The organism is Nocardia neocaledoniensis (assembly GCF_029868625.1).
GTDB lineage: Bacteria > Actinomycetota > Actinomycetes > Mycobacteriales > Mycobacteriaceae > Nocardia > Nocardia neocaledoniensis_A.
In genome coordinates, this window is record NZ_JARWOJ010000372.1 from 1 (window position 1) to 15,254 (window position 15,254).

The following is a 15,254-nucleotide window of genomic DNA, read 5'->3' on the forward strand; positions in this document are numbered from 1 at the left end:
GTGTCACCTGGCCGGCAAGAAGTGCCCGAAGGTGGGCGGGGCGGGCAGCGCGGCCGGGCGCGGGGCGCGGCGGCCCCGGGGCGGGTTACGCCCGCGGGAGAGGAAAATCGGGGCGGACGGGTTGGGGAGGGGTGGTGGGCCCGGCCGGCCTCCCCCGGCCGCGCACCTTCGGGCACTTCTTGCCGGCCAGGTGACACTTGTCTTCGAATCCGGCGGGCAACCACGTCCCCTTCCGCAGCTGGGGATGCTGGGGAAAGTGCTGGAGGGCGGCGGTGGTGAAGATCAGGGGCGCCCACGCGGTGCGGATCTGCAACTGCTGGAGGACCCCGTTGCGGTCGGGGAACCGGCAGCCGAGCAGATCGGGCCCGGTGAGGTCGACACTCTCCAGCGCCGACCAGTACAGCGAGAACGACTGATCCGGATTGGCGAGGTGCGCGCGCCGATTCGAGATCATCGCCGCGCCGGGCCGCTCGGCCACCCACCGCGGTCGCGCGGCGGCTTCGGCGCGGGATCGCCGCGTCTCGTTGCGGATGCCGTTGCCCAGGTGCGCGGCGGCGCCGAGCGGTGTGCGCCCGTCGGCGCGCACCTGGCCGCGCGCCCACCGGCCGTCACCGAGACCGCGCCAGGTGAACCAGTGGACGCCCCCGTCGGCGAAACAGATCTCACCCGGCTCCAGCCGCACCCGCGTGGCGGTGGACGGGATCTCGGCGACCCGCCCGGCCGCGATCAGCTCCACCACCCCGCACGTGTACAGCAGGTAGTCGTCGAACCAGGTCCAGCCGGCCTGCTCGGCCAGGGCGCGATCGATATCGGCCAGCGGGTCGAACACGTCTCTCACCACCCACTCCCAACGTGCGCTCACGGTCAGCGCGCGATTCCTGCTTCAACGGTAGCGGAGGGCGGTGACCAGGCTCAGCGTTCGGATCAGGGCGCCCCGGTGACGTAGGCGATCGCGGTGTCGATCGCGGGCTGGCCACCCGCCATCGCGTAACCGGCCAGCGCGCCGATCGCGGCGCCGGCGACGGTCGCGACCGGCACGGTGATGAAGTCCAGGATGAACAGGCCGAGTGGGAAGCCGAGGACGAAGCCGATCGCCGCGCCGATGGCGGCGCCCTGGATGATCTCGGGCTGCAACCGCTGGGTCTCGGCGAAGAAGCGTTCCTGGGCGCTGATGTCGCGCAGCGGTGCGTCGGTCCCGCCGACGGGGGTGAGCGTGAGCCGGGTGCCTTCGGCGTCGATGGCGGGCGTCAGCGGCACGCTGTGCTCGCCGACGCGCACGACCATCGGCAGGGCGGCGATCACGGCGCCGGACGCGTCGGTGATCGCGACGACCTTCGCGTCGTGGACGAGCTGGAAGCGGCCCGCGTCGAGGGTGGTCACCACCGCGCGCCGATCCTCGGCCAGTCCGACCTGGTACTTCACGTCCTTGTCGACGCCGGTCAGCTGAATGCCCGTCGCCGGCTCGGCCTGCGCCGGGCGCGGTTCGATGCCCGGGGGAGTGGGCTCGGCGGCCCCGATTCCGGTGGCCGACAGGGTGACCCCCACCGCCAACAGTGCCGCACCGACCACTGTGCCGATCCTCATCCCGCAAGCCTCCCGCTGCCTCGCCGGGACCGAATCGTCCCGTTTCATCGCGGCAAACCTAACCGTTGCACGGCGATTCGGAAAGTCGTCGCGTGATCCGGCGAGCGCCGTGGCCGAATCGGGTCACCCGGCGGCGGGAGTGCGGTCACCGCCGGGCGCGCGCCGGGCGAACTCCGGTGCGCGTTCCGGGCGCAGGCCGATGCCGCCCAGGTACCCGGTGAGCCCGGCCAGCACCGGCACGGCGTCGACGACCCGCAGCGGTAGCGGCGCGGTCGGCAGGGCGCCCCGCAGGGCCGGGGCGATGAGCATCTCGTGCTCGCCACGCTGGGAGCGCTGCGTGAACGTGGCGGGCAGCATCCGCCTGCGCTGCACCTTCTCCAGGTCGGTGGTGGTGACCGTGCCGTCGAGCAGTGGCCGCGCCAGGATGCGCGCGGCCGCGACGGCGTCCTGGACGGCGAGATTCACACCGACGCCGCCGACCGGCGACATCGTGTGCGCGGCGTCGCCAAGGCACAGCAGGCCGGGCAGGTGCCAGCGGTCGAGCATCCCGACGGTCACCTCGAGCAACTTGACGTCGTCCCAGGAGCGGATCGCCGCGAGCGCGCCGGCGGGCCAGCCGAACAGTTCGGTGAGACGATCGCGCAGCCAGCCGATGTCGTGGGTGGCCCGCAGCGTCGCGTCGTGCCCCTTCTCGATGATGTAGCCGGTCTGGTAGTAGTCGCCGCGATCGAGCGCCACGGCGGAGTTGCCGCTGGTGAAGCGCGCCTGGATGGCGCCGCTGTCGATGTCGTCGGGCGATTTCGGGATGCGCAGGAACCACATGTCCATCGGTACCTCCGCCATCCGCTGACGCAGCCCCGCCGCCTCGCGGGTCACGGAATCCCTTCCATCGCAGGCGATCACGAGATCAGCGTCGAGGTCGTGCGTGCCGCCGCCGGCATCCCGGTAGCGCACGCCGCGCACCACGCCGGCGTCCTCGATCAGTCCGGTCACGGTCGAGCTCATGCGAAGGGTGAAGCTCGGTTCCGTGGCGGCGGCGCTCGCCAGCAGATCCAGGAAATCCCATTGCGGCACCATCGCGATGTGCTTGTACCGTCCGGGAATTCGGGTGAGGTCGGCGGCGACGACCATGCGGTCACCCGCGTACATGCGCATCTTCGTCAACGCGGATTGCGGCAACCTGGCGAAGGCCGGGCCGAGCCCGAGTTCGTCGAGCAGCCGCACCGTGGACGGATGGACCGTGTCGCCACGGAAGTCCCGCAGGAAGTCGGGGTGTTTCTCGAGCACGGTCACCGCGACGCCAGCGCGCGCCAGCAGCAGTCCCGCCATCATTCCGGCCGGCCCGCCGCCGACGATGCAGCAGGTGGTCTTGTCCATGAGTTCCCCCTCGGAAGTCAATGTCTACGACGAAGCGTAGTAGTCAAAGCCGGGACGGGTCCAGGGTTTTCGGAATTCGGCCCTTGACGTGAATGCGAGCCCGCGCAATACTGAACTAGATGGTTCAGTATGACTTCCTAGACGCCTCGTTCGGCGCGCTCGCCGACCCCACCAGACGGGGGATACTCGAGCGGCTCGGACGTGGACCCGCCAGCGTCAGCGAGTTGGCCGAGCGGTTCGAGATGACCTTGACCGGCATCAAGAAGCACATCGGTCTGCTCGAGGAGGCGGGCATGGTCGTCACCGAGAAGCGTGGCCGGATCCGGTACTGCCGGATCAGTGAGCACGTCTTCGACCGGGAGGTGGCGTGGATGAACGGGTACCGGCAGATGCTCGAGGCCCGGATGGACCGTCTCGGAGAATTCCTCGAACGAACGGAGCCAGAGCGATGAGCACCACCACCGACGACGCGGTCATCACGAGCACCTCGGACCGCGAAGTCCACATCGAACGCGATTTCGACGCGCCCCTGGACCGGGTGTGGGACGCCTACAGCCGGATCGAGCAGCTCTCGCGCTGGTGGGGCCGCGGCCACGTGGTCGACGTCGAGCGCTGGGAGTTCCGCAAGGGCGGGCACTGGCGTTTCGTCGAGCACGACGGCGACGAGTCCTACGGCTTCGAAGGCCGTTTTCGGGAGATCACACCGAAGGAGCGCATCGTGCAGTCCTTCGAATGGGACGGCATGCCCGCCCACATCTCCATCGACGCCACGACCTTCGTCGACCTCGGCGACGGCCGCACCCGCGTGGTCACCGACAGCGTCTTCCACACCGCCGAGGAATGCGCGGGCATGCTCGCCTCGGGCATGGAAGTCGGCCTCAACGACAGCTACCGCGCCCTCGACGCCCTGCTCGCCGGCGGCCGCTGAGCCCACGGGTTGATCCGGCGCCGCGGGGAAGGCGGTGCCGGATCAGCTGTGTGTGCAGCCCGTGGCTCGTTTGCGCGGCTTCAACCGCAGCGGCGGCAGCGGCGGCGCGGGAATCCGTTCGTCTGGTCCGTGCCCGGCGATATCGCCGAACCTGGTGGTATCCCTCGCCTCCCAGGCGGCGCGGGCCTCGACGATCTCGTCGTGGCTGCGGCCGACGAAGTTCCACCACATCACCAGCTCCTCGGCGAACGGCTCGCCGCCGACCAGGGCCAGTTGCGCGCCCTCGGTGCTCGACAACGACACCTCCGCGCGGTCGGTACCGAGGTAGAGCAGGGGACCGGCGCCGAGTTCGGTACCGTCCACCGTGACCGACCCGCGCACCACCAGCACCGCGTGCTCGAACGCGCGCTCCACCGGCAGGCGCACCTGGGCCCCCGCGTCGAGCACGATATCGGCGCCGACGATCGGCGTGTACGCCTTCGCCGGTGAGGTGACACCGCCCAGCGAGCCGATCAGCACCGTCGCGCGCAGACCGGGTTCCTCGTAGACGGGCAGCGCGCGATGCTGTTCGAAGTGCGGCTCGACGCCGGTCGCGGTGCCGGGCAAAGCGATCCACAGCTGCAGGCCGTTGCCCGCGTTCGCGCCGGGCACTCCGAACTCCGAATGCGCGATGCCGCGGCCGGAGGTCATCAGATTCAGCTGGCCCGGTTCGATCTCGACATCGGAGCCGACGGAATCGCGGTGCCTGATTCGCCCGTCGAACGGCCAGGTCACCGTCTGCAGGCCGATGTGCGGATGCGGGAGGATGTCGGGGGAGGCGCCGGTCTGCTTCACGGTCGGCGAACCGAATCGGTCGAGGAAGCACCACGCGCCGACGGTCGGCAGATCACGTTGCGGCAGTGTGCGTTCCACGTACACTCCGCGCACCCCACCGAGCGGTACCTCGCGAGCGGGATACAGCTCGGCGACCGGGCCCGGGCTCGGCGACGGCTCACACAGCGCCTCGGCCGGGTCGGCCTCCAGATCACTCATCGAGCGATGCCCTTACCGACCACATGCGCGTCGTACTCGGGGTGCTTGTCGAGCCAGCCCCGGATGAACGGGCAGTGCGCGGTGATGGTGCGCCCACGGGCGATCACGTCCTCGACGGCGAGCCGGGCCAGCACGCTACCGATGCCCTTGCCCGCGAAGGCGCCGTCGATCTCGGTGTGGATGAAATCGGTGTCGTTGTCGCGCTCGATGTATTCGGCGAAGCCGGCCAGCTCGCCGCCGTAGAACACGTCGTAGCGGTTCTTCTCCGCGTTGCGCACGACCCGGCGCTCCGGCTCGGTGGAGGTGGGCTGGGACGCGGGGGTCGCCTCGGACATCTTGCGCTCCTTCCGCACCCGAACCGGGTGCGCGCTCAGGATCGACACGCGGTTGAACGCGCCGATCACGATGGCGATCCAGATGATCACCGAGATCTGTTCCTCGGACCAATGCTCGCGCGCGATCGCGTATTCCCGATCGGTCGCGTCCTCGTCGGGCAGGGTCGCGGCGGCCTCGGCCAGCCCGAGCGCCGCGCGGTCGGCGGCCGAGTACGGGCCGCCACGCCGCCACGAGGGCAGCACGGCGATCTCCTGCGCGGTCAGCCCGGCGCCGGAACCGGCGCGTTCGTGCACATCGAGGCAGTACGGGCAGCCGTTGATCTGCGAGACCCGCAGGTTGATCAGCTCGATCAACCGTCGGTCTATCCCCGCGGCGGTGGCGGCGGCGCGGACCTCGGCCGCGGTCGCGCTCATCGCCTTGAAGATCGCCGGATTCTGCTTGTCGACCCACACCCGCTCGCGTTGCTCGCTCACCCTGTGATGCTAGCGCCGGGCACCGCGTGGGCGCCCGGCGCCGAGCGTCATTCGCGTCCGGCGGAGGTGAACGACATATCTGCGTACCGGCTTCCGGCGACCTGTCCGGCGATCGGTTCCAGGCTGGCCAGTTCCGCCGCGCTCAGGCGCACGGTCGCCGCGGCGACGTTCTCCGCCAGTCTGCTCCGCTTGCGGGTGCCGGGAATCGGCACCACCGCCAGGTTGTGCACCGCGGCCCTGGCATGTACCCAGGCCAGCGCCACCTGGGCCTGGGTGAGCCCGTGCGCCTCGGCGATCGCGGCCAGCGGCGCCAGCAGTTCGGCGTTGTGGGAGGCGTTCTCGCCGGTGAAGCGCGGTTGGAAGCGGCGGAAGTCGCTGTCGCCCAATTCGCCCGCGCTGCGGAACGCGCCGGTGAGGAAGCCACGGCCCAGCGGGGAGTACGGCACGAAGGTCACCCCGAGTTCGGCCGCGGCCGGGACGGCGGTGTTCTCCACATCGCGGGAGAACAGCGACCACTCCGACTGCACAGCCGCGATCGGGTGCACCGCGTGCGCGGCGCGCAGTTCGTCGCCGGTCACCTCGGACAGGCCGAGCGCGCGCACCTTGCCCGCGGCGACGAGTTCGGCCATGACTCCGACGGTCTCCTCGATCGGGACCCGTGGATCGCGGCGGTGCATGTAGTACAGGTCGATGGTGTCGACACCGAGCCTGCGCAGGCTCGCCTCGACGCTGGAGCGGATGTAGCCGGGGGAGTTGTCGAAGCCGCGGAAGGTGGGGTCATCGGCCTTGCGGACGATGCCGAACTTGGTGGCGATCAGCAGTTCGTCGCGATGCGCGCCGACGAACTCGGACAGGAACTCCTCGTTGTGCCCCGAGCCGTAGATGTCGGCGGTGTCGAACAGTGTGACCCCGAGTTCGAGCGCGTGCTCGAGGGTGGCCCGCGATTCGGCCGGGTCGGTCTCGCCGTAGAACTCGCTGATGCCCATACAGCCGAGGCCCTGCGTACCGATCAGGGGGCCGTCGGTGCCGAGGGCGGTGGTCGGCAGTGACGCGGTGGTGCTCATGTGTCGGATCCTTCGCTCGGAGGCGCGATGAGCGTGGCCGGTCGTTCGACGTCGGATCGGCCCTCGTAGATGGCGATCTTGTAGTCGAGAACGGCCACGGTCTGCTGGAGTTCCGCGATCTTGTCGAGCACGTCGGACCTGGTCTGCCGGAACATCTCCAGCCGGGCCGGGTAGGTGTGCGCACCGGCCCTGACCAGTTCGGCGTAGCGGATCATGTCGGCCACCGGCATGCCGGTCATCCGCAGGCGGGTGATCAGCGCCAGCCACTCCAGATCGCGATCGCTGAAGCGGCGGTTGCCGGTGTGGTCGCGGCCGATGTAACCCATCAGCCCGATCCGCTCGTACCAGCGCAGGGTGTCCCGGCTGAGCCCGGAGCGTTCGGCCACTTCGCCGATCGAGTACCGCGGGCGCGACCGTTCGTCGTCCCCGCTGTCGGCCAGCAGAGCCGTGTCGTGATCCATCGTGCTCGTCCCTTTCTCGTGGAACCCCACCGACGCTAGCCAGCTGGAGTGCACTCCAAGCAAGGCCCATTGTCGCGGGACGAGCGACTTCAGTTGTACTTCGGCAGCTCCTGAACGGCCCACCGGTTGCCGTCGGGATCCTGGAAGAAGGTGAACAGCCCCCAGCCCAGATCCTGCACCGGCGAGGCCTCCACTCCGGCGGCCACGAGCTGCTCGTAGGCCTGCTGAGCGCTGGGCACGACCATCTGCATGCCCTCGACACTGCCCGGCGCGGCACCGGTCAAGCCGCGGCCGATGCAGATCGAGCAGCCCGAGCCCGGCGGGGTGAGCTGGACGAAGCGGATATCGGGGCTCGGGGTGTGGTCGTGGTCGGCGTTGAAGCCGATGCTCGTATAGAAGTCCTTGGCCCGGTCGACATCGGTGACCGGGATGGCGACGAGTTCGATTTTCCAGTCCATGCGCACAAGCATGGCACCGGCGACCGACAGAAACGTAGTGTGGATCACATGGCTGGTAAGGACATCGACCGGATCAGGGCCCGCTCGGCCTGGGAAACGGTCAAGGAAAGCCCGGTGATCACCGCGATCGCGGTGGCGCCGGTGGTGCTGGTACTCGGTGTGGTCTGGTGGCTGACGAACGGTTTCGTCGCCTTCGTCCTGCTGGTACTGCTCGGCGTCGGCATCGTCATCGGCGGCAAGCTGCTGAAGTAGCCGCCGACGAGTTCACCGGGGGACGTGGAAATGCGTCAGTTCGCCCGTACCGGGGTCCACCTGTGCCCAGGGCCGGTCGAACTCGAGCACGGCCAGCGCCGAGGTGGGGAACTTGCGGCTCAGCTCGGTGGCCTGATCGGACTCCCGGTTGGCCGCCAGTTCCCAAGCGGTCCACGGGATTCCGGGGACGTGCCCGACCACGAGCAACGTGCCGATCGCGTCGTCGGTGAGTTGGATCAGCTCGATGAGCGTGTGCGGGTTCGCCTCGTAGATGTCGTCGGTGTACTCCACCGGCGCGTCGATCCCCGTGGCGGCCAGGGTCTGCCTGGTGCGCGTCGCGGTCGAGCAGCGCACGGCGTCGACGGCCGGTTGGGTGGCGCGCAGCCAGTCGCCGGCGAGCGCGGCCTCCCGCTGACCACGCGGCGCCAGCGGACGGGCGTGATCGCCGACGCCGTCGGGGTAGGCCGATTTTCCGTGCCGCATGAGGATGAGGGTCGCCGCCATGGAACCACGGTAATCCCGACCGCCGGTGAGTTCGCGGTCACACTCGAGGCACACTGAAAGCTGCGTCACCGTAGATGTGTTCGTGGCATACCCGCCGCGGACCCGCCACGGCCGACGTCTCGAGCCACCGACCCACACATTTCGAGGATCTGCACACTATGGCCTACGTCATCACGCAGCGTTGTTGCAACGACGCCAGCTGCGTCACCGAGTGCCCGGTCGACTGCATCCGCCCCACCCCGGACCAGCCGGAGTTCGCGACCGCGGAAATGCTGTACATCGACCCTGACACCTGCATCGACTGCGGCGCCTGTGTCGATGCCTGCCCGGTGGACGCGATCTTCTCCGAGGACGATCTGCTCGCCTCGCTGGCCAGGTACCGCGAGATCAACGCCGCCTACTTCCAGCGCCACCCGCTGGAGTCGAACTTCGACCCGCTGGCCACGCCGACCCGGCCGCCCAAGGATCTGGGCACGCTGCGCGTCGCCATCGTCGGCGCCGGGCCCGCCGCCTGCTACGCCGCCGACGAGCTGCTGCGGCGCAGCGATGTGGAGGTCGAGATGTTCGACCGGCTGCCGACGCCGTGGGGCCTGGTCCGGGCCGGCGTCGCGCCCGACCACGCGGGCACCAAGAACGTGGCGAACATGTTCGACTCGGCCTTCCGCCGCGACACGCTGCAGTACTACCTGAACGTCGAGGTGGGCCAGCACATCGACCATCAGGAGCTGCTCGATCACCACCACGCGGTGATCTACGCCGTCGGTGCCTCCAGCGACCGCAAGCTCGGCGTCCCCGGCGAGGACCTGCCCGGCAGCCACTCGGCCACCGAGTTCGTCGCCTGGTACAACGGCCACCCCGATTTCGCCGATCGCGAGTTCGACCTGTCCGGGGAGCGGGCGGTGATCGTCGGCAACGGCAACGTCGCGCTCGACGTGGCCCGCGTGCTCACCGTCGACCCGGACGAGCTGGCCAAGACCGACATCGCCGACCACGCGCTCGACGCGCTGCGCCGCAGCAACATCCGCGAAGTGGTGATCCTGGGCAGGCGCGGCCCGCTGCAGGCGGCCTACAGCACGCCGGAGTTCCTGGCGCTGACCCACCTGAAGGGCGTCGACGTGGTCGTCGCCGCGGCCGATCTCGAACTCGATCCGCACAGCAAGGCCCTGTTCGACGACCCGAACATCGAGCCGTCGCTGCGGCTGAAGTACACCCTCGCCGAGGAGTACTCGACCGCCGCGCAGGACCCGTCGCACAAGCGGATCGTCTTCCGCTACCTGGCGACCCCGACCGCGGTGCACGGCGAGGACCATGCCACCGCGATCGAGTTCGCGCACAACGAATTGTCCGAGGAGAACGGGCAGCTGGTCGCCACCGCCACCGACCGCACCGAGACCATCGAGACCGGCTTGGTGCTGCGCTCGATCGGCTACCGCGGCGTTCCCGTCGCCGGCCTGCCCTTCGACGAGCGTCGCGGCACCGTGCCCAGCGAGCACGGCCGGGTCATCGACGCGACCCAGCCGGTCCCCGGCGTGTACGTCTCGGGCTGGATCAAGCGCGGCCCGCGCGGCGTGATCGGCTCCAATCGGGTCGACGCCGAGGAGACGGTGGAGGCGTTGATCGCCGACTTCATCGCGGGCAAGCTGACCGCGCCCACCGGCGACCGCGCCGCTCTGCAGGCGCTGCTGGCCCAGCGCCAGCCCGATCTGGTCGACCGCAAGGGCTGGAAGACCATCGACCAGGCCGAGAAGACCGCGGGCAAGGCGGCGGGCAGGCCGCGCGTCAAGTTCACCACCCGCGCGGACCTGCTCAAGGCCGCCAAGGGCTAGCCGTTGACCCCGGCCCGGGTGACGGGCCGGGGCTACTCGGGCAGCGGCATGATCTTGACGACGGTCGTCGTGATGCCGCCGACCACGAACCACAGCCGCAGCACCGGCCGTCCGGTCCGGTCACCCGGCTCGTGCCGCGCGCGCACCGTGATGTGTTCGCGCGCCAGCACCGGCGCCACGTATTCGATCACCGCGCGGTGCGGCCCGGCGACCAGCTTCGGGTAGTCGACCAGGAACTGCTCGACCGCCTGCCAGTAGCAGGTGTGGTTGACGTGGTTGTACTGGTCGATGTCGGTCGCGCGCACCGGGAAGGGCAGGTCGGTGTCGGATTCGCGCGGGGCCGGATCGGTGAGGTAGGGCCGCCAGCGCAGCCGGTGCTCGTCGGTGGATCTGGCCAGGTAGGCCAGGCCCTCGTCGCTGATCCGGGCGGGCAGGTTGCTCGACTCGCTCAGATTGATCCAGAACCCCTCGGTCTCGATCAGGCCGCCGCTGTCGCTGCTGATCCGCGTGCGCATGTTCGTCCAGCGGGTCGACATGCTCGCGCACCAGCGCCGCAGGTGCACCTGATCGGGCCAGGTGATCGGCCGGATGACGTCGATGACCGTGCGCCGCACGATCCAGGTGGGATCGGTGCGATGCAGTTCGGTCTGGTGCAGTTCGTCCCAGGAGATGTCTTGCAGGTAGCGCGCCACGGCGTCGAAGCGCAGCCGGTGATACGGATCCACGTCGCCAGCCCGGACGGGCCACGCCGCGGCGAAGCCCATGCCCTCCTGGGGAAGCGGGGCCAGTGGCTGATCGAGTGACACTTGTGCTCCTTGCGCGGCGCGCCGGGGCGCACCACGACTTCTTGCGTAGTTCTGCAGACGACTTTACGGGTCGTGGATCACACCATGACAGACCTACCCGCTCCCGGTAGCCTGCAGGAATGGTCGCCGGGGCGATGGCGGGCTCGATGTTCGGCCGCTATGAAATGCGTGGACTTCTCGGAGTCGGCGGTATGGGGGAGGTCTACGAGGCCTACGACACCTCGAAGAATCGCATTGTCGCGGTGAAGGTGCTCAACCGTGAACTGGCCACCGATCCGGTCTTCGTGCAGCGGTTCCGCCGCGAATCCCAGGCGATGGCGAGCGTGCAGGAACCGCACGTGATCCCCGTGCACGACTGGGGCGAGATCGACGGTGTGCTCTACATCGACATGCGTCTGGTGAAGGGCACAGATCTCAAGGATCGGCTGCAACGGCACGGCAGGCTCACCCCCGGTGAGTCGGTGCAGGTGGTCGAGCAGATCGCCGCCGCGCTCGACGCCGCGCACGAGACCGGCCTCGTGCACCGCGACGTGAAGCCGGCCAACATCCTGCTCACCAGCAACCTGTTCGCCTACCTGGTGGATTTCGGGATCGCGCACACCGCCACCGACCCCGCGCTCACCAGCACCGGCAGCGCGGTCGGCTCGATGGCCTACATGGCGCCGGAACGGTTCGAGGAAGCCCCGCTGACCGGCGCGGTCGACACCTACGCCCTGACCTGTGTGCTCTACGAAGCCCTCGTCGGGCGGGTCCCGTACCCCGTGAACAGCCTCGCGGGCGCGATCGGTTCGCACCAGATGGCGCCGCCGCCACGCCCGAGCGCCGTCGACCCCGCGCTGTCGGCCTTCGACGCGGTGATCGATCGCGGCATGGCCAAGCGGCCACGGGAGCGCTACGCGACCCCTGGCGACCTGGGTCGCGCCGCCAGGGCCGCGCTCGTGCAGGCCGAACGTTCCGCGCCGTCGACCGTGCCGGGGCCGCGGGTGCGGGGGCCCGTCACACCGGCGGCCGCCCAGCCGCACTGGTCGGAAGTGCCGCCGCCGCCGACGGTCTCGGGGCCCCAGGTGCTCGTCGATCGGACCGGCGCGGGACCGCGACCACCGGCGCAGGCCGCGCCGCCGACGGGCGGTCCGTCGAACGCGTCCGCCACGGTGCGGCGACCGGTGCCCGGCGAACAGTCCGCGCACCCGTCCGCCACCGTGCGGCAACCGGCGCCGGGCACCGGCGCGTGGCAGCCGCTGGTCCCGGCCGCCGACCGCGCCACCGCCGTCGGCGGGTACACCCACCCGTCCGCCCCGCTACCGCTGCCGCCACGACGCAACGTGTCGACGCCGATCCTGGCCGGTGCGCTGGGCGCGTTGATCGTGGTCGCGGCGGTCGGCGTCGCGGTGTGGGTGATGCTGGACGTGGCGGGCGACGAGCAGACCGTCGCCGGTCCGCCGTCGACCGTCGGGGCCACGCTCCCGCCGCCGGTGATCGAGACGGTCAGTCAGGACGTGCCGACGAGCCCGTACGTGCCGCCGCCACCGGCCACGACGACATTGCCGCCGCTGCAATCGTCCGTCTCCGGCGCCGACGGACAGGGCTTCCTGTCCGGCCCGCGCTGCAACGACAACGACGCCGCGATGTCGATCGCGCGCACCACCGGCTCGAAGGTGGTCATCTGCCACACCGGCGCGGGCCGCTACTACTACAAGGGCGCCAGGGCCAGCGACGGCCTCGGCCTCGAACTCGACGATCCGGTGCCGACCGGCGGCGGCGGATTCACCGCGACCAACCCCACCGACGGCACCCGCTACCTGCTCACCGCCACGGGGCTGGTGATCACGAAGAACGGCGAGGTGCTGGCCAGCGAGCCGGTGACCGAGTTCGCCTTCCGCTGAGCTCTCCACCGGGATATGTTCGCGGTGTCAGGTGCCACGAAGAAGAGGTGTCAGGAATGCGCGCAGCACAGGTCGCCACGTTGGACGGACCGTCCGCGATCGAGGTCGTCGACCTGCCGGAACCGGCGGCCTATCCCGGCGGTGTCCTCATCGATGTCCACGCGGCGGGCATCGCCTTCCCCGACGTCCTGATGACCCGTGGGCTCTACCAGATGAAGCCCGCGCTGCCGTTCGTCGTCGGCGGCGAGGTCGCCGGCGTGGTGCGCACCGCGCCCGAGGGCTCCGCGCTGCGCCCTGGTGACCGGGTCGCCGCGCTCACCATGCTCGGCAATGCCGTGGCCGAGGTGGCCGTCGCACCCGAACACGCCGTGTTCAAGCTGCCCGACAACGTCTCGCTCGAGGCGGGCGCGGGCATCCTGTTCAACGACCTCACCGTCCACTTCTGCCTGACCAAGCGCGGCCGGCTCGCCCAGGGTGAGACCGTGCTGGTGCACGGCGCCGCGGGCGGCATCGGCACCTCGACCCTGCGCATGGCGAAGGCCCTCGGCGCGGGCCGGGTGATCGCGGTGGTCAGCACCGAGGCGAAAGCCCAGGTGGCCAAGGCCAATGGCGCCACCGACGTAGTGCTCGCCGACGGCTGGCTGGCCGCGGTGAAGGAACTCACCGAGGGCCGTGGCGTCGACATCGTGCTCGACCCGGTCGGTGGCGACCGCTTCACCGACAGCGTCCGCTCGCTGGCCGGTGGTGGCAGGCTGCTCGTCGTCGGGTTCACCGCGGGCGAGATCCCGACCGTGAAGGTGAACCGGCTGCTGCTCAAGAACGTCGAGGTCGTCGGCGCGGCCTGGGGCGAATGGGTGATGAGCCACCCGACCTACCTGGCCGAACAGTGGGCCGAGGTCGAACCGCTGCTGGCCGCGGGCACCATCGCCGCGCCGGAGCCGGTGCTGTATCCGCTCGAGCGCACCGCCGAAGCCGTTGCGGCGCTGGACAACCGGACCGCCACCGGCAAGGTGGTCGTCCAGCTGCGCTGAGGTGAGACGCGGCGGCGGGCGGATCGGCCGCCGCCCGCGAACCCGGCGGCGCCGCTCGAGCCGAGTGTGTCGGAGGCGGGCGGTAAGGTCCAGCGCGTCAAGGGAGGGAGCCCGCGTGCCGCTGTCGAATCGAGTGCTGAACCGGACGTTGCTCGCGCGTCAGCACCTGCTCGAGCGCTCGACGCTGACCGTGCCCCGGATGTGCGACCACCTGGTCGGCCTGCAAGCCCAGGACGTGCCGCCGCCGTTCGTCGGATTGTGGAGTCGCATCCAGGATTTCGACCCGGCGACGGTGTCGGCCGGACTGGATGACCGCTCGCTGGTCCGGATCACCTTGATGCGCGGCACCATCCACCTCGTCACCCCACCCGACGCGCTGCGCGTCGCGCCGCTCATCCAGCCGGAGCTGGAGAAGGTGCCCGCGCGCAAGGGTTTCAATTACGGTGCCATGGTCGGCCTCGACCTCGACGAGGTCCGCGCGCACGGCGAGGCGGTGCTCGGTGACGAGCCGATGGCCGCCGCCGCGCTGCGGGCCGAGGCCGCCCGGCTCTACCCCGATCGCGACGCGGGAGTCGTCGTCCAGACCTGGCTGTATCAGCTCCCCGTCCTGCAGACTCCGCCGCGCGGCCGCTGGCGCGACAACAGCAAGCCGGTCTGGTCGCGGGTGCAGCCGTGGCTCGGCGCACCACTCGACCCCGGCTATCCGGCGGCGGAACTGATCCTGCGCTACCTGCGCGCCTTCGGGCCCGCCAGCACCATGGACATGCAGACCTGGTCGCGCCTGCCCGCGATGAAGCAGGCCGTCGCCGACCTGGGCGATCGCGTGCGCACCTACACCGACGAGCGCGGCCGCACCCTCTACGACGCCGCCGACCTCGAACTGGCCGACCCCGATCAGCCCGCGCCGGTGCGGTTGCTCGGCTGGTACGACAACGCGCTGCTGTCGCATCAGGACCGCGCGCGGATCACCGGCGACGACACCGCGCCGCCGATGCGTGCCTTCGCCTCCTGGGTCTCGCCGGTGCTCATCGACGGCTTCCTGGCGGGCATGTACAAGGTCTTCGTGCAGTCGGGCACCGCGCGCCTGCGGATCAGCCCCACCAGGAAGTGGACGAGAACCGAAGCCGCGCAGGTGGAATCGGAGGCGGCGGCCCTGCTCGCCTTCCTCGAACCCGAATCGGCGCAGGTGGTGGAGATCCTGGAACCGGGCGCGGACGTCCGGCCGTGACACGGCTTTAA

General features: G+C 70.2%; 17 protein-coding genes. 7 read left to right on the forward strand and 10 right to left on the reverse strand.

Annotated features, from left to right (window positions below; all coding sequences use genetic code 11):
• Positions 1 to 85 precede the first annotated feature (85 nt).
• From QH270_RS28935 to QH270_RS28945, 3 genes are all read right to left on the reverse strand, one after another.
• A complete protein-coding gene (locus QH270_RS28935; RefSeq protein WP_280347313.1) occupies positions 86 to 838 on the reverse strand; it encodes a hypothetical protein in 753 nt (250 codons plus the stop codon).
• Positions 839 to 924: 86 nt separating this feature from the next.
• On the reverse strand, positions 925 to 1,584 hold the full coding sequence (locus tag QH270_RS28940; protein WP_280347315.1) for a hypothetical protein: 660 nt from the start codon (positions 1,582 to 1,584) through the stop codon (positions 925 to 927).
• Positions 1,585 to 1,707: 123 nt separating this feature from the next.
• Positions 1,708 to 2,961 carry an FAD-dependent oxidoreductase gene (locus QH270_RS28945; protein ID WP_280347317.1) on the reverse strand — a complete coding sequence of 418 codons (1,254 nt, stop codon included), beginning with the start codon at positions 2,959 to 2,961 and terminating at the stop codon, positions 1,708 to 1,710.
• Positions 2,962 to 3,080: 119 nt separating this feature from the next.
• Between QH270_RS28945 and QH270_RS28950 the strand changes: the two genes are divergently transcribed.
• Positions 3,081 to 3,413, forward strand: coding sequence for an ArsR/SmtB family transcription factor (locus tag QH270_RS28950; RefSeq protein WP_280347319.1), 333 nt, complete (start codon positions 3,081 to 3,083; stop codon positions 3,411 to 3,413).
• Positions 3,410 to 3,889, forward strand: coding sequence for an SRPBCC family protein (locus tag QH270_RS28955; protein ID WP_280347321.1), 480 nt, complete (start codon positions 3,410 to 3,412; stop codon positions 3,887 to 3,889). Before QH270_RS28950 ends, QH270_RS28955 begins: the two co-directional genes overlap by 4 nt.
• A 42-nt stretch (positions 3,890 to 3,931) precedes the next feature.
• Here the strand turns inward: QH270_RS28955 and QH270_RS28960 are convergent, their stop codons facing one another.
• The 5 genes from QH270_RS28960 to QH270_RS28980 all read right to left on the reverse strand — a co-directional run bounded on the left by QH270_RS28960 (position 3,932) and on the right by QH270_RS28980 (position 7,713).
• Complete coding sequence (locus QH270_RS28960; protein WP_280347323.1) at positions 3,932 to 4,921, reverse strand: pirin family protein; 990 nt, start codon at positions 4,919 to 4,921, stop codon at positions 3,932 to 3,934.
• Positions 4,918 to 5,730 (reverse strand): GNAT family N-acetyltransferase, encoded by an 813-nt coding sequence (locus tag QH270_RS28965; RefSeq protein WP_280347325.1) that lies wholly within the window; start codon positions 5,728 to 5,730, stop codon positions 4,918 to 4,920. Before QH270_RS28965 ends, QH270_RS28960 begins: the two co-directional genes overlap by 4 nt.
• A 47-nt stretch (positions 5,731 to 5,777) precedes the next feature.
• On the reverse strand, positions 5,778 to 6,794 hold the full coding sequence (locus QH270_RS28970) for an aldo/keto reductase (RefSeq protein WP_280347327.1): 1,017 nt from the start codon (positions 6,792 to 6,794) through the stop codon (positions 5,778 to 5,780).
• The gene (locus tag QH270_RS28975) at positions 6,791 to 7,255 is read right to left on the reverse strand and encodes a MerR family transcriptional regulator (protein ID WP_280347328.1); all 465 of its coding nucleotides are present in this window, start codon (positions 7,253 to 7,255) and stop codon (positions 6,791 to 6,793) included. The genes QH270_RS28970 and QH270_RS28975 overlap by 4 nt, the downstream gene beginning before the upstream one ends.
• 89 nt (positions 7,256 to 7,344) lie before the next feature.
• The gene (locus tag QH270_RS28980) at positions 7,345 to 7,713 is read right to left on the reverse strand and encodes a VOC family protein (protein ID WP_280347330.1); all 369 of its coding nucleotides are present in this window, start codon (positions 7,711 to 7,713) and stop codon (positions 7,345 to 7,347) included.
• Between the two features lie 48 nt (positions 7,714 to 7,761).
• Between QH270_RS28980 and QH270_RS28985 the strand changes: the two genes are divergently transcribed.
• A complete protein-coding gene (locus QH270_RS28985) occupies positions 7,762 to 7,965 on the forward strand; it encodes a hypothetical protein (RefSeq protein WP_110039266.1) in 204 nt (67 codons plus the stop codon).
• A gap of 12 nt (positions 7,966 to 7,977) precedes the next feature.
• On the opposite strand, the gene QH270_RS28990 is transcribed toward QH270_RS28985, so the two are convergent.
• Positions 7,978 to 8,469: a SixA phosphatase family protein gene (locus QH270_RS28990; RefSeq protein ID WP_280347332.1), complete on the reverse strand. Its 492-nt coding sequence runs from the start codon at positions 8,467 to 8,469 to the stop codon at positions 7,978 to 7,980.
• A gap of 158 nt (positions 8,470 to 8,627) precedes the next feature.
• Here QH270_RS28990 and QH270_RS28995 point away from each other — a divergent pair, with 158 nt between their 5' ends.
• A complete protein-coding gene (locus QH270_RS28995; protein ID WP_280347334.1) occupies positions 8,628 to 10,295 on the forward strand; it encodes an FAD-dependent oxidoreductase in 1,668 nt (555 codons plus the stop codon).
• Positions 10,296 to 10,327: 32 nt separating this feature from the next.
• Here the strand turns inward: QH270_RS28995 and QH270_RS29000 are convergent, their stop codons facing one another.
• Complete coding sequence (locus QH270_RS29000) at positions 10,328 to 11,101, reverse strand: acyl-[acyl-carrier-protein] thioesterase (RefSeq protein ID WP_280347336.1); 774 nt, start codon at positions 11,099 to 11,101, stop codon at positions 10,328 to 10,330.
• A 119-nt stretch (positions 11,102 to 11,220) separates the two neighbouring features.
• Between QH270_RS29000 and QH270_RS29005 the strand changes: the two genes are divergently transcribed.
• The 3 genes from QH270_RS29005 (at position 11,221) to QH270_RS29015 (ending at position 15,243) form a co-directional block, all read left to right on the forward strand.
• The gene (locus tag QH270_RS29005; RefSeq protein ID WP_280347338.1) at positions 11,221 to 12,984 is read left to right on the forward strand and encodes a serine/threonine-protein kinase; all 1,764 of its coding nucleotides are present in this window, start codon (positions 11,221 to 11,223) and stop codon (positions 12,982 to 12,984) included.
• Positions 12,985 to 13,040: 56 nt separating this feature from the next.
• On the forward strand, positions 13,041 to 14,015 hold the full coding sequence (locus QH270_RS29010) for an NADPH:quinone oxidoreductase family protein (RefSeq protein ID WP_280347340.1): 975 nt from the start codon (positions 13,041 to 13,043) through the stop codon (positions 14,013 to 14,015).
• A gap of 115 nt (positions 14,016 to 14,130) precedes the next feature.
• Positions 14,131 to 15,243, forward strand: a complete 1,113-nt coding sequence (locus QH270_RS29015; protein ID WP_280347342.1) for a winged helix DNA-binding domain-containing protein — start codon at positions 14,131 to 14,133, stop codon at positions 15,241 to 15,243.
• Positions 15,244 to 15,254: the final 11 nt, after the last annotated feature.

Bases quoted from the DNA above. Each gene is read 5' to 3' on its own strand.
- QH270_RS28985 (WP_110039266.1), top strand. From the start codon at position 7,762: ATGGCTGGTAAGGACATCGACCGGATCAGGGCCCGCTCGGCCTGGGAA.
- QH270_RS28975 (WP_280347328.1), bottom strand. From the start codon at position 7,255: ATGGATCACGACACGGCTCTGCTGGCCGACAGCGGGGACGACGAACGG.
- QH270_RS28940 (WP_280347315.1), bottom strand. From the start codon at position 1,584: ATGAGGATCGGCACAGTGGTCGGTGCGGCACTGTTGGCGGTGGGGGTC.
- QH270_RS29010 (WP_280347340.1), top strand. From the start codon at position 13,041: ATGCGCGCAGCACAGGTCGCCACGTTGGACGGACCGTCCGCGATCGAG.
- QH270_RS28980 (WP_280347330.1), bottom strand. From the start codon at position 7,713: ATGGACTGGAAAATCGAACTCGTCGCCATCCCGGTCACCGATGTCGAC.
- QH270_RS28955 (WP_280347321.1), top strand. From the start codon at position 3,410: ATGAGCACCACCACCGACGACGCGGTCATCACGAGCACCTCGGACCGC.
- QH270_RS28945 (WP_280347317.1), bottom strand. From the start codon at position 2,961: ATGGACAAGACCACCTGCTGCATCGTCGGCGGCGGGCCGGCCGGAATG.
- QH270_RS28960 (WP_280347323.1), bottom strand. From the start codon at position 4,921: ATGAGTGATCTGGAGGCCGACCCGGCCGAGGCGCTGTGTGAGCCGTCG.
- QH270_RS28950 (WP_280347319.1), top strand. From the start codon at position 3,081: ATGGTTCAGTATGACTTCCTAGACGCCTCGTTCGGCGCGCTCGCCGAC.
- QH270_RS28995 (WP_280347334.1), top strand. From the start codon at position 8,628: ATGGCCTACGTCATCACGCAGCGTTGTTGCAACGACGCCAGCTGCGTC.
- QH270_RS28970 (WP_280347327.1), bottom strand. From the start codon at position 6,794: ATGAGCACCACCGCGTCACTGCCGACCACCGCCCTCGGCACCGACGGC.
- QH270_RS29005 (WP_280347338.1), top strand. From the start codon at position 11,221: ATGGTCGCCGGGGCGATGGCGGGCTCGATGTTCGGCCGCTATGAAATG.
- QH270_RS28990 (WP_280347332.1), bottom strand. From the start codon at position 8,469: ATGGCGGCGACCCTCATCCTCATGCGGCACGGAAAATCGGCCTACCCC.